General features: G+C 49.2%; 13 protein-coding genes. 6 read left to right on the top strand and 7 right to left on the bottom strand.

The features are described from left to right. The first annotated feature begins 77 nt into the window (after positions 1-77). Positions 78-1,457 (top strand): AarF/ABC1/UbiB kinase family protein, encoded by a 1,380-nt coding sequence (locus R2X38_RS04680; protein ID WP_317520988.1) that lies wholly within the window; start codon positions 78-80, stop codon positions 1,455-1,457. A gap of 41 nt (positions 1,458-1,498) precedes the next feature. Here R2X38_RS04680 and R2X38_RS04675 read toward each other — a convergent pair whose 3' ends face one another. Both R2X38_RS04675 and R2X38_RS04670 read right to left on the bottom strand, forming a co-directional pair. Next, positions 1,499-1,837 carry a hypothetical protein gene (locus tag R2X38_RS04675; RefSeq protein ID WP_317520987.1) on the bottom strand — a complete coding sequence of 113 codons (339 nt, stop codon included), beginning with the start codon at positions 1,835-1,837 and terminating at the stop codon, positions 1,499-1,501. Between the two features lie 139 nt (positions 1,838-1,976). Next, positions 1,977-2,882, bottom strand: a complete 906-nt coding sequence (locus R2X38_RS04670) for a DMT family transporter (RefSeq protein WP_317520986.1) — start codon at positions 2,880-2,882, stop codon at positions 1,977-1,979. 100 nt (positions 2,883-2,982) lie between these two features. Here R2X38_RS04670 and R2X38_RS04665 point away from each other — a divergent pair, with 100 nt between their 5' ends. From R2X38_RS04665 to R2X38_RS04650, 4 genes are all read left to right on the top strand, one after another. Beyond that, positions 2,983-4,467, top strand: coding sequence for a PLP-dependent aminotransferase family protein (locus R2X38_RS04665; RefSeq protein WP_317520985.1), 1,485 nt, complete (start codon positions 2,983-2,985; stop codon positions 4,465-4,467). A gap of 72 nt (positions 4,468-4,539) precedes the next feature. Next, on the top strand, positions 4,540-5,718 hold the full coding sequence (locus tag R2X38_RS04660) for a PQQ-dependent sugar dehydrogenase (RefSeq protein ID WP_317520984.1): 1,179 nt from the start codon (positions 4,540-4,542) through the stop codon (positions 5,716-5,718). Between the two features lie 143 nt (positions 5,719-5,861). Further along, a complete protein-coding gene (locus R2X38_RS04655) occupies positions 5,862-6,032 on the top strand; it encodes a hypothetical protein (RefSeq protein WP_317520983.1) in 171 nt (56 codons plus the stop codon). 2 nt (positions 6,033-6,034) lie between these two features. Beyond that, complete coding sequence (locus tag R2X38_RS04650) at positions 6,035-7,243, top strand: MFS transporter (RefSeq protein WP_317520982.1); 1,209 nt, start codon at positions 6,035-6,037, stop codon at positions 7,241-7,243. A 110-nt stretch (positions 7,244-7,353) separates the two neighbouring features. Here the strand turns inward: R2X38_RS04650 and htpX are convergent, their stop codons facing one another. Beyond that, positions 7,354-8,232 (bottom strand): protease HtpX, encoded by an 879-nt coding sequence (gene htpX, locus R2X38_RS04645; protein WP_317520981.1) that lies wholly within the window; start codon positions 8,230-8,232, stop codon positions 7,354-7,356. A gap of 380 nt (positions 8,233-8,612) precedes the next feature. On the opposite strand from htpX, the gene R2X38_RS04640 reads away from it, so the two are divergent. Next, complete coding sequence (locus tag R2X38_RS04640; protein ID WP_317520980.1) at positions 8,613-8,771, top strand: hypothetical protein; 159 nt, start codon at positions 8,613-8,615, stop codon at positions 8,769-8,771. Positions 8,772-8,952: 181 nt separating this feature from the next. Here the strand turns inward: R2X38_RS04640 and bioD are convergent, their stop codons facing one another. The 4 genes from bioD to bioB are packed head-to-tail and all read right to left on the bottom strand — an operon-like array spanning position 8,953 to position 12,639. Further along, positions 8,953-9,633 (bottom strand): dethiobiotin synthase, encoded by a 681-nt coding sequence (gene bioD / locus R2X38_RS04635; protein ID WP_317520979.1) that lies wholly within the window; start codon positions 9,631-9,633, stop codon positions 8,953-8,955. Then, the gene (bioC, locus tag R2X38_RS04630) at positions 9,626-10,450 is read right to left on the bottom strand and encodes a malonyl-ACP O-methyltransferase BioC (protein WP_317520978.1); all 825 of its coding nucleotides are present in this window, start codon (positions 10,448-10,450) and stop codon (positions 9,626-9,628) included. The genes bioD and bioC overlap by 8 nt, the downstream gene beginning before the upstream one ends. Then, the gene (gene bioF, locus R2X38_RS04625) at positions 10,440-11,600 is read right to left on the bottom strand and encodes an 8-amino-7-oxononanoate synthase (RefSeq protein ID WP_317520977.1); all 1,161 of its coding nucleotides are present in this window, start codon (positions 11,598-11,600) and stop codon (positions 10,440-10,442) included. The genes bioC and bioF overlap by 11 nt, the downstream gene beginning before the upstream one ends. Then, positions 11,587-12,639, bottom strand: coding sequence for a biotin synthase BioB (gene bioB / locus R2X38_RS04620; protein ID WP_317520976.1), 1,053 nt, complete (start codon positions 12,637-12,639; stop codon positions 11,587-11,589). Before bioB ends, bioF begins: the two co-directional genes overlap by 14 nt. Between the last annotated feature and the right edge of the window lie 120 nt (positions 12,640-12,759).

Here is a 12,759-nt window from a genome sequence, read left to right as displayed (position 1 = left end):
CGAGATACTCTTTCTTTATGAACTAACTTCGGCAGCAACACGTAATCTCATTAAATATGATTTGTGGATAGCTGGATATGAAAACGGAGACAATTATCAACCAGGGTGAAAAATCAGCCAACAAAGGCAAACAAGGAACAGCAAGAGAGTATGCTAAGGTGCCTAAGGGACGTCTATCTCGCCTAGGGCAACTTGGTTCCTTGGCCACCCGAGTGGCGGGCAGCATGGTCACCGAAGGGGTAAAACAACTTGCCCAGGGAAACCGGCCAAAAGCCAGTGAGTTACTGCTCACTCCTGGTAATGCCAAACGCGTTGCCGAACAATTGGCCCAGTTGCGTGGAGCCGCCATGAAAGTGGGCCAACTCCTGTCTATGGACGCTGGCGACCTACTACCACCGGAGTTAACCGAGTTACTCGCACGCCTTCGTGCTGAAGCCAAAGCCATGCCTATCAGCCAACTCAACGCTGTGTTACAAGACGAGTGGGACATCGACTGGCAGGACAGGTTCCAAACCTTTTCGTTTTACCCTGTTGCGGCAGCCTCCATTGGCCAAGTTCATTCAGCCACCAATTGGCAGGGGGAGAAAATTGCGCTCAAGATCCAATACCCGGGCATAAAAGAAAGCATAGATAGCGATGTCGATAATGTCGCAACGCTACTAAGGGTTTCAGGGGTACTGCCCAAAGAAGTCGACTATCAAGATTTGCTCGAAGAGGCAAAAAAACAGCTCCATGCCGAGGCTGACTACAAACTTGAGGCCGAATTGCTCAAGCAGTACAAACAGCTGCTTGCTACTGACACGCGCTACCAGATACCTGATGTCTTTGATGAGCTAACCACAGATAACATCCTTGCCATGGAATTTTTGCAGGGCCTACCGGTTGAGTCACTGACCAATCAGCCACAGCCTATACGTGACCATGTCATGGCGCTTGCTTTCGAACTGTTGTTCAAAGAGATCTTTTCATTCAGGCTGGTGCAGACCGATCCGAACTTCGCCAACTTCCTCTACAACGAACAATCACGACAACTTATCTTGCTCGACTTCGGTGCGACACGTGCTTACCCTTCCCATGTTGCGGAAGGTTATCAGCAACTACTTAGCGCTGCCCTTGAACATAATAAGCCAGCAATGAACCTAGCATTGCGGCAAATTGGTTTCTTTAGACAACCAATCACCGCATCTCAACAAAATGCAGTCATCGAGCTATGTTTAGAAGCCTGCGAGCCGATAATGACTGATGGTGTGTTTGATTTTGGCCAAACAGATTTGGCACGGCGGATACGAGATACAGGAACGGCGCTGAGCATGAAAGAAAATTATTGGCATACCCCACCCGCAGATGCAATTTTCTTCCATCGCAAACTGGGTGGATTGTACCTGCTAGCCGCCAGACTTGAAGCTAGGGTCAATGTCCGTGAGATTTTCTCGCCATACTTGCTGAAAGCCGAGTAAAGCTGAGGCCTCGATATGGGCAACAGCTATATAGGTAACAGCTACGAAGCAGGGCTCAGGTAATGGGCCCGCCAAAAACCGGCATCATCGAATAGCTCTTCATTAAGTGCGATGGCATTTTCAATCGAAAGGTATAGCTCTGAGTTTTCTTCCCCTAACGACTGCAGCTTTTCACGAGCGCGGTATAACTCGGCAATGTATGCCTGCTGCGATTCAATCAATAGGTTCTGGCGAATACCTTCATGAGCGGTACTTTCTTTGGCGATATAGCCTATGGCATTCTCTCCCGCATGAGGTGCGTCTTGCTCTAGGCTGACCACAAACAATGAACAGCCTAACGCGAGACCTAATAAACCTGTCTTCATAACATTCTTCATCATCATGCAACCTCATACCTGATCATTGACACAATAATGACAAACAATTGAATGGCGTTCAATTAATACAAGCTGAACAATTTTCCATCAGACCATGTCTTTCCTTAGCTTAAGATAGCTGCCATCGTGTTAACCTCTCATACTATGATGCAGGTTTGGCCGGAGAGTATGTTTCTGCCTTGGGCAGTTTCGGCTTACGGGTAACAAGGAAGACAGCAACGGCAGCCAAAACAAACCCAGCCGCGCCCAGCTCGTCAAAAGTTTCCCCGAAAATTAACCAAGCTTGGAACGCTGTCATTGGTGGGACCAAGTAAAATGTGGAAGCTACTTTGGATGATTCACCATGCTTGACCATGAACAGCAACAGCAAAATAGCGACGACCGACAGCACCAAGACCAGCCAGCTCAAGGCAAAAATAAACGTCGGCGTCCAATTAACCACCATAGTTTCGGTTGTCAGTGCAACCGGAAGAAACAGCAAAGCTGCCGCGCTATACTGCCACACTGCACTGCCCACCATGTCTATACCCTGGCAAAACTTTTTCTGGTAAAGCGTACCGAATGTAATGCCTATTAATGCAAAGATAGTGAACAAATAGGCCGCTTCCCGGCTGCCGTCCTGATGCCAAGCCATATTGCCCTGCAGTACTAGATTGATCCCGATAAAGCCAATCACAAGCCCTAGCCATTGCGACACCCGCATCCGTTCTCCCGCACAACCAAACATTACCACGGCTGTTACTATAGGCTGTAGCCCTACCAATAAAGAACAAAGCCCTGCCGGCATTCCCAAGCCAATTGCAATATAGGTTCCACCGAGATAAAAGCCATGGATCAACAACCCAGCTACCATGCAGTGAATCATCGCCTTACCAGTTGGAATGCGGGATTTAAGGATAGCCACCAGCAGCAAGAACACAGCTATGTTTGCCAGCATACGGATCAGCAGGAAAGTCGCAGGCTCTGCATAGGGTAAACCTAGCCGTGCCCCAATAAAACCGGAGCTCCAAAGTACTACAAACAAGAATGGGATAAATCGCGTCATCATGGCCTACTCGCTTCTCTTTTACCTCAATAACGATTACTTTAAATCGGGTACAAAATCCTTAACAGGGACAGATAGGTGTGTTTTATAGGGTACAGATGGTATGAATGAAGAACATCATGGACACGTTAAGCAAATCGAGTCGCAGCCGAACAGCCAACTCAAAAGAAAATACCAGTATGTTTACCAATGGATAGAAGAGCGGATTGAAAAGCAGAGCTTTCAGCCAGGAGAGCGCCTGCCTTCCATTCGTGAACTCAGCCAACAGTTGTCTGTAAGCAAGAACACGGTGATCCGCGCCTACCAGCAACTGGAGGCCAACCAGAAGATCTCCGCCTCAGCACGTTCCGGCTATCGTGTAAATCAGACCAAGGCGACACTCTTTGACACCACGCCTATCCCTGAGCCGGGGTTTGTCGACCTGATGGCGCTGAGCAAAAAAATCATGGGGCTTCCGGTTTCACGCGAAATCCTGCCGATGGGCTCGGCCCACCCAGACACAGACTTCCCCGCAATCAATAGCCTATACGCAGAGATTGGCCGCCATAGCCGTTACCAGAGTCATATCCCCAGCCACTACCAACTGCCTCCCGGCAATGACCTGCTATTACAACAATTGGTAGGCATCAACAGAGAACTGGGCATGACGATTTCCAAGCAGTCACTATTGGTAACCCATGGTGCCCAGCAGGCCATCAGCCTGAGCCTCCAGGCCCTCACCAATGATGGGGATATCGTTTTGGTCGAGTCTGCCAGTTACTTCGGTAACTTGATGCTGCTTGAATCACTGAATCTGAAAGTGATAGAAATCCCAGCCAGCCCTATTTCAGGGATTCAGCTCGACGCCCTTGAACTGGCACTGCAGCGCTGGCCTGTAAAAGCTATCTTGATTAACCCAAGTTTCAACAATCCGACCGGGTATGTCATGTCAACGGCCGATCGGCTTCGCTTTCTCGCCATGACCCACGGTATTCCAATCATTGAAGACGATGTATTCGGCGGGTTGGCCTATCAGCAACGTCCATTGCCATTGAAAACCCTTGATCAGGATGACAGAGTCATTTACTGCAACTCCCTCTCAAAGACCTTGGACTCAAGGTTGCGCATCGGCTGGGTAATTGCAGGAAAGTATCAATCCGTCATAGAAAAGCGCCTGCTCACCGATAATATGGGAAGCCCAAACCTGATCCACTCTGCCGTTGCACAATTCCTCGAAACTGGTAAATACCGCCAGCATCTAGGCAAGATTCGCCGTAGTTATGCAAAAAAACAAAAACTGTTTCACAATCTACTGAGCCAAGCTTTGGGTCATTACTCCCAACTGCAAGGCCAGTACCACCTTACCAAACCGAGTGGCGGATTCTTGTGTTGGCTGACACTACCTGAAAATACCGATGGCCAAGCCATCTACCAGGAAGCTTTAGAGCACGGTATCAGTGTGCTTCCCGGCAGCATGTTCAGCACCAATCAACGTTATGCGCACTGTCTGCGCCTCAGCTTTGCTAACTTCAGAGAGTCCAATGACTGGCAACGAGGGCTAACGCAGTTTGCTGCGATTATTGCAAGCCATACACCGCAATCATCATAAAGTAGAAAAGACAAGGCAATACAAGCTGCTACACTACTGGTAGCCTGCAAAAATGTGCAAGGAGCGATTAAGATGTCAGGACAGTATCTACCAGCCCAATTAAAGGCGAAGTTCATCGCCTTAGTTTGCCTATTTAGCTTGGCATTAGCTCCTCAAACCTTATCTGCGCCAGTTTCTGTCCTTGAGGGCAGCAGTGCAGGGACGCCATTTGTGGTTGAGCGCATTGCACAAACCGACGGAGTGCCATGGGGGATGACCTTCACGCCAGCACAGGGTTCGCAGCAACAAGAACTGCTCATTACTTATCGTGACGGGAAAATACGCCTGTTAAACACCGAAACAGGTTCAACACAGTCTGTCTCCGGCCAACCCGCTATCAGTCAATATGGCCAAGGCGGTCTAATGGATGTCGCTCGGCTGGATATGCCTAACCGTCAGGCTTGGTACTATTTCACCTATAGCAAAGCACGTGATGGACAAGCGGCAACCACCCTCGCCCGCGCTAAACTAGACGGTAACCAACTTATCCAGTGGCAGGATTTATTGGTCACCCGGTCATTCAGTGATGCATCTCGCCACTTTGGCAGTCGTATTGCCTTTGATGGCCAAGGCCATGTTTTTTTTTCCATCGGCGATAGAGCCCATCGCCCCAACGGGCAGGATCTAGCCACCCATGCAGGCAGTATTGTTCGGCTCAAGCTGGATGGTTCCGTCCCTAAAGACAACCCTTTCATCAATAACAGTAATGCCCTACCTGAGATTTGGAGCTACGGTCACCGCAATCCACAGGGGGTGATTTTTGATCCAGACACGGAACGATTATGGTCTAACGAACATGGGCCGCGCGGCGGCGATGAAATCAATTTAGTGAAAGCCGGGGCTAACTATGGTTGGCCGATCACTTCCCACGGCAAAGAATACTGGGGGCCGATTTCCGTCGGAGAAGCGGAAGAAAAGGAAGGGATTGTTTCCCCACTCAAGGTATACATCCCTTCCATCGCGCCGGGTAGTCTTCTTCTATACAAAGGTGCCGCATTCCCTAGCTGGCAGGGGAATTTATTCAGTGGCGCACTAAAGCTGCGTCATTTAAATCGAGTCACTGTGACGAATAATGGCAGCATAAAGGGTGAAGAGCGGTTGCTCGAAGAGCTTGACGAACGCATTAGAGCACTTGTTACTGACAATCAGGGGTGGTTGTACTTGTCTGCTGATTCGGGGGCAATATACCGTCTGCGCCCTCATTCCAAATAAATACTGCCAAATCAGTAACTTCATTTTTCAATGAGTATCCGCATTGAATGCATATCATGCATAGAGCCTTTGATCTTTTGTCATTTGAGTCATGTTTTGAATTCCTCTACTATCGCCGCTCTTTTTTGCACTTTGAGGCACTGATGTTTTCACAATCCCTGACAGCTCAACTTGTGCGCATGGTATTGCTACTGGCCCTGACGCTAGTCGGTGTTCACCATTGCCAGCCTTTGTTGGACTCGCTGGCCGAGCATGCCATGAGCGGTGGTTGCCATCAGCAAAACTCAAATGACCACACTTTGACCGGACTATAACCATGAGTATTTTTCGCTTTCCACTGCTTGTGTGGATGGGCATTGGAACACTAATTATCAGCCTAGGGATCAGGCAATCTTTCGGTATCTTCATGATGCCGATTTCTATGCATTTTGATACTGGCCGTGAGTTTTTTAGTCTGGCTATCGCTCTTCAGAACCTGCTGTTCGGTGTATTCCAACCATTTGTTGGTATGGCCGCTGACCGTTGGGGTGCTCAGAGGGTAATTTGGAGTGGTGCCATTGCTTATGGCCTCGGGCTTTACCTCACCTCTATCGCCGTTGAACCAAACTGGCTATACGTATCTCTTGGCGCCTTGGTCGGCCTTGGTTTGAGTGCCACCAGCTACGTTATTGTACTGGGCGCGGTTGCTCGCGTTGTTCCAGCCGAGCACACGGCAAAAGCCTTTGGCCTCACCACTGCTGCTGGCTCATTCGGCATGTTTGCTGTGATCCCGGGTGCCCAGTACATGCTTAGCGAATTTAACTGGCAGACAGCACTACAAGTTTTCGCCATGCTGTGTGCGCTGATGATGGCTTTCTCTTTCTTTATGAAAGCCAACAAAAAGACAGCGGCTGCCTCGGCAGCACCAGAACAAGAGCAAACCCTCAAAGACGCATTGAAAGAGGCCTTCAGCCACCGTGGCTACTGGTTGATCCACATGGGCTTTTTCGTGTGTGGCTTCCACGTGATGTTTATTGCAACTCACCTACCTAGTTACTTGGCAGACAAAGGATTACCAGGCACAACAGCCGCGATGGCTCTGGCCTATGTCGGAATCTTCAATATCTTCGGCAGCTACTTCTGGGGCGTAATGGGTGACAAGTTCAACAAGCGCTATGTTATGTCTGCCTTGTATGTCATGCGTACACTGGTTATCGCGGGCTTTGTAACTCTGCCAGTTACAACGGAAACGGCAGCTCTATTTGGTGGAGCAATTGGTTTCTGTTGGCTAGGCACAGTACCACTGACGTCAGGCTTGGTACGCCAAATCTTCGGCCCTCGCTACCTGTCGACCTTGTACGGCCTCGTGTTCTTCACCCACCAAGTCGGCAGCTTCCTTGGGGCATGGTTCGGTGGCCGCATCTACGATTACTACGGTAGCTACGAGCCAATCTGGTGGTCGACTGTGGTATTTGCCTTGATTGCAGCGCTGATCCACATCCCTATCAACGACAAGCCTGTTGTACGTCAACCTGTTGCGGCGTAATACTTAATTCAAGCTCTTAGCAAAAAACAAAAAGCCCCCAGTCACTTGATGTTGACCAGGGGCTTTTTCATTTCAGTAGCAGGCAAGTGCTACGAGAAACTGTAATTTGATTACAGGTGCTCACCGCGACGAAGCGCATCAATACGCTTGTCGAGTGGTGGGTGCGTCATGAACAGCTCAGAAAGTGATTTCTTACCGTTGATACCGAACGCCATCATCGAACCTTCAAGCTGAGACTCGTGGCTCATCTTCAAGCGCTCTAGCGCAGCAATCATCTTCTCTTTACCCACTAAGTGCGCAGAACCTGCATCGGCCTTGAACTCACGGTGACGGCTATACCACATAGTCAGGATGCTCGCCAAGAAGCCAAATAGCACTTCCATGATCGAAGAAACAATGAAGTAAGTCATGTAGCTTCCGCCCTCGCCTTCTTCATCATTGCTGTTCACGCCGCTGATCACACCGGCAACCAAACGTGAAACAAAGATAACGAAAGTATTCACCACACCTTGCATAAGGGTCATGGTAACCATATCACCATTAGCGATGTGGCTCACTTCGTGGGCCAATACCGCTTCCGCTTCGTCTCGGGTCATGCTGTGCAGCAAACCTGTTGAAACGGCAACAAGGGAATCATCGCGTTTTGCACCGGTTGCAAATGCGTTGATATCGGCAGAGTCGTAAACAGCGACTGTCGGCATACCAATACCAGACTGCTGAGCCTGACGGGCAACAGTTTCCATCAACCAGTGCTCAGTCTCATTGCGCGGGTGCTCGATGACCATGCCGCCCACTGAACGAAGTGCCATTGACTTCGACATAAACAGTGAAAACAGCGAACCACCAAAACCAAACAAGGCAGCCATGACCAACAGCCCTGACAGGCTGCCCGGTTGCATGCCTGTCACCGCATAAACGACGTTCAAGACAACACTGAAAACCAGCATTACCGCTAGGTTAGTTGCCAAAAACAATGCAATACGCTTCATATTGTACTCTTTCTCCAAAAAAAGAAGGTGCTGCTGCCCCAGTCATGACGACTTTGTACACTGCTGAGACATCATCCATTTGTTATTGATATGTATAGTATGGTCGTTGAAACAGAAAACAAGTGGAAGTGGAAAATTGTTACGTTTCATTATTGTTATTAAACAATCAAATACTATTAAACAATCTTTTTTATGGTAATAGAAACACCTTTAATTGGGGCTTAACGCAGAATATGATCTACTACCAATAATATGAAACACCGAGCAACAGATGGACTAGACACGTTTAGACTTTAGTCTTATTGTAACTATTACTGAGATATTCTATTGTCGTATTTAGTTAGTGATGATGTATGGTGTTTAATTATCAAGGAGGAATGATGGCCGATCACGAAAACTACCAGGTAGCAATTGACATTCTACGCTGTCATCTTGGTATGTCTGCAGAAGAAGCGCGTAAAGAGCTGGGGTTAGACGGAAATAACAAAAAGCTTACTGAGACGCAAGAAGTGCTTATTGGCCTAACAGGCAACAATTAAGCCTTTTGCTTATGACCAAATTCAATAAAAACCTCTCTGCAAGGAGAGGTTTTTTATATCTATACCCATCTAACTTCAAGATGCTTGAACGAAAAAAAACCTGCCGGCTGGCAGGTTTTTTGTCTAATTAAACGAGTATTCAGCCACAGGTTTCACCTGCGACTTATAATCGGTTAGCCGGTTATAGTCCAAGCGGTGACAGGTCGATGTAGTTCGACAGGTTGCGCTTTTTGATACCTGGCATGTAAGGAATTTCGCCCAGTTTCTGACCCGGCAAGTTCTCTTCCAGCATACGAATGATATCGGCATAGTTCTCGGTACCCGGATTAATGCGGTTTGCTACCCAGCCAACCACTTCCAAGCCATCGTTCTGAATAGCTTCAGCTGTCAAAATAGCATGGCTCAAACAACCCAGTTTGACACCAACGACCAGGATAACTGGCAGTTTTTCCTGCTTAACCCAGCTAGATAGGTAGTCACTCCAAGACACTGGCACACGCCAGCCACCTGCACCTTCAACCAAAACAACGTCAGACTTTTGCTTAAGGTGATCCAACCCTTCAGACAACACGTCAAACTCAATAACACGTTTTTCCTGCTCTGCCGCTAGATGCGGAGAAATAGCCGCTTCAAACGCATAAGGGTTTACTTCGTCGTACTCTAGCTCAACAACCGATGCATCTTGAATATACAAGGCATCTGAATTACGCATACCATTGGCAGTCGGTGCGCTACCGGACGCGACCGGCTTATAACCCGCCATCTTGATATTCGCGCTAGCTGCAGCATGAAGAATGGCGCGAGAGGCTACAGTTTTACCTACTTCAGTATCTGTACCTGTTACAAAGAAAGCGTTAGTCATTAATAATTACTCCAAAACAGACTTGGTATGTTGCCGGCAGCCGATCATCCTCATGTCGAAACTCATCATAAGCGCTCTCTAATGCCTTAAACGTCTTTCGACTGGCCAAGCCTGCTTTTCGCCCCTGATGAATATGTGTTGCCCCTATACCTTTCAAATCTTTCATAAGGTCAACTGCCGAGCGGTAATACATGGTGATTGGCAGGAATTCTAGGTCAACCTCTGTACACCCCGCTTGCGCCAGCGCAAGTTTTATGGCCTTTTGCGAAAGAAACTGGTTTACATGTTGATATTGATCAACCTGCTTCCATGCATAAGAAAGCTCATGCAGTGACCCTTCTGCCAATGTAGAAAAGACAATATGGCCACCAGGTTTAACGACACGGCGCAACTCTCTTAGCGGCACAGACAGATCATCGCACCACTGCAGGGCTAGGCTGGTAAAGGCAAAATCGAACTGGTTATCGGGCAGCGGCAGGCATTCTGCGTCTCCTTCAACATAAGTCACACCTTCACCACAACGTCGTTTTGCCTGATCCAACATTTGGCTAGACAGATCCGCGGCACAAACTTTCATTCCCCTTTGCACCAGTTGCTGACTGAAATAGCCTGTTCCGCAGCCGAGATCGAGCACTTGGCTATCCGCGATATTGAGGGCCGGTAATTTCGCCATAAGATAATGACCAACCTGGCGTTGAAACGCTGCCGATTGATCATAATGCTTTGCGGCTTTGCCGAAGGCATCGGCGATTGCTTGCTTATCGGTAACAACGACATCGTCCAGAGAAGGGACTGCAGTGTCTGCATTATTCTTCATGCCATACCTCATTGATTGCCTGTGCTAACGAGCGAATTTCCGTATCTTTATGTGTTGCCGTCAGGGTGATCCGCAACCTTGCTGAGTTAGCCGGAACGGTTGGCGGTCGGATAGCACTGACCCAAAGTCCACGCTGACGTAGTTTTTCCGCAAACTTGACGGCCCGTTCACTGCTCCCCACCATCAATGGCTTGATCGGGGTCTGGGTATCTACCACCTCGACATCTGGTGACAAATTAACCGCCAAAGTTTCACCAAGCGCTGCAAGTTTCTCACGCCGCCAGTTATCTCGCTGGATCATGTCACACGCCTTAGACAGTGCATGTGCTTGGGCAGGAGGCATGGCGGTGGAATAAATGAAATGGCGAGCAAACTGGATCATGTACTCGGCAATATCATTGCTGCATAGTACCGCGGCTCCCTGGAGGCCAAACGCTTTGCCAAAGGTCACCACCAGAATATCTGGCTTGATGCCAGCATGATCACTACTGCCACGGCCAGACTCACCAAGCACCCCGCAGCCGTGGGCATCGTCTACCGCCAGCATGCTGCCGGTTTGCTGGCAAACCCTTGCGATATCACAGAGCGGCGACAAATCCCCATCCATACTGAACACCCCTTCGGTCACAACGAGTTTCGGGGAGGTATCAGGAATGCGTGAGATCAAGCGGGATAAAGCAGAAGAGTCATTGTGGTTGAAGCGTCTCATCGCAGCTGGCGACAACATCCCTGCTTCTATCAGCGAGGCGTGGTTTAGCTTATCTTGTAAAAGGTGATCCCCATCTTGGAGCAAGGCAAAGAGCAAGGCTTGATTGGCACTAAAGCCGCTGCTGAACAACAGCGCCTGCTCAAAACCCAACCAGTCGGCAAGCTGTGACTGCAAGTACTGATGTGGCGAGTGAAAACCTGTTACCAACGGGCTGGCTCCGCTACCGGCACCATAGCGAGATAGCCCGTCCTGCCAAGCTGCAATCAACGCGGGATCTTGTGCGAGACCAAGATAGTCATTGCTGGAAAAATTCAGCAATGAATGCTCCCGGAACTGCACTGACATATCCTGTCCGCGTTCAAGGCAGCTTACCGTCCGGTAAAGCCCTTGCTCATGTCTGTCAGCAAGGGCAGAAGCGATGCGTTGATTAAACCGATGCATCGTAGAACAGATCATCCTTGGTTGGTCGCGCGGCCACACGCTGGGCAACTTGCCCCAACAACTCCTGTGCCTGCACTTCATCCGGCTTCGCGGCTTGCTCCTGACGGTTGATCCCTAGCTTGGCGAATAACTGCATGTCTTTATCTTCGCCCGGATTGGGTGTCGTTAGCAGCTTACAGCCGTAGAACACCGAATTGGCACCGGCCATAAAACATAGGGCCTGCATTTGCTCGTTCATATCTTCACGACCAGCCGACAAGCGTACCGCTGAGTTCGGCATGATGATACGTGCAACTGCGATAATACGAACGAAATCGAACGGGTCGACATCATCGACAGACTCAAGCGGCGTTCCTTTCACCTTAACCAGCATATTGATTGGCACGCTTTCTGGGTGGGTTGGCAAATTGGCAAGTTCAACCAATAGGCCAGCTCTATCACGGGAGCTCTCACCCATACCGATGATCCCGCCGGAGCAGATCTTCATACCCGCTTCACGGACATGGCTTAAGGTATCAAGGCGGTCTTGGTAAGTACGGGTAGTAATGATATTGCCGTAGAACTCCGGCGAGGTATCAAGGTTGTGGTTGTAGTAATCCAACCCCGCTTCCGCGAGTTCATTGGCTTGGTCACCTGTGATCATGCCAAGTGTCATACAAGTTTCCAGCCCCATGGATTTCACCCCGCGCACCATATCTAGCAGATAAGGCATGTCGCGCTCTTTCGGGTTTTTCCATGCTGCCCCCATACAGAAACGGGTCGCACCAGAGGTTTTGGCTTTTTGTGCCGCATCCAGTACCCGTTCGACTTCAAGCAGGCGCTCGCGATCGACATCAGTACGGTAATGCGCACTTTGCGGACAGTACTTGCAGTCTTCAGGGCATGCACCTGTTTTGATTGAAAGCAACGTACTCACCTGTACCTTGTTAGGATCATGGTACTGGCGGTGTACCTGCTGGGCTTCAAACACCAAATCCATAAATGGCTTATCAAATAGCGCTTGAACTTCCTCGACTGTCCAGTCGTGACGTACTTCCACGTGTAATCACCTCTTATTATGTGCTCAACGTGCACTGACTTGTGCCGTTGAGATTATGCATTCATTGCTTCTTGTTACTTGGCTAGTCTACTTTCAGACGGTAGACTGTCAACCACCAAC

The organism is Photobacterium rosenbergii (assembly GCF_033022775.1).
GTDB lineage: Bacteria > Pseudomonadota > Gammaproteobacteria > Enterobacterales > Vibrionaceae > Photobacterium > Photobacterium rosenbergii_A.
The sequence above is the reverse complement of the archived record's forward strand: the minus strand, read 5'-3'. Positions and strand labels throughout refer to the sequence as shown.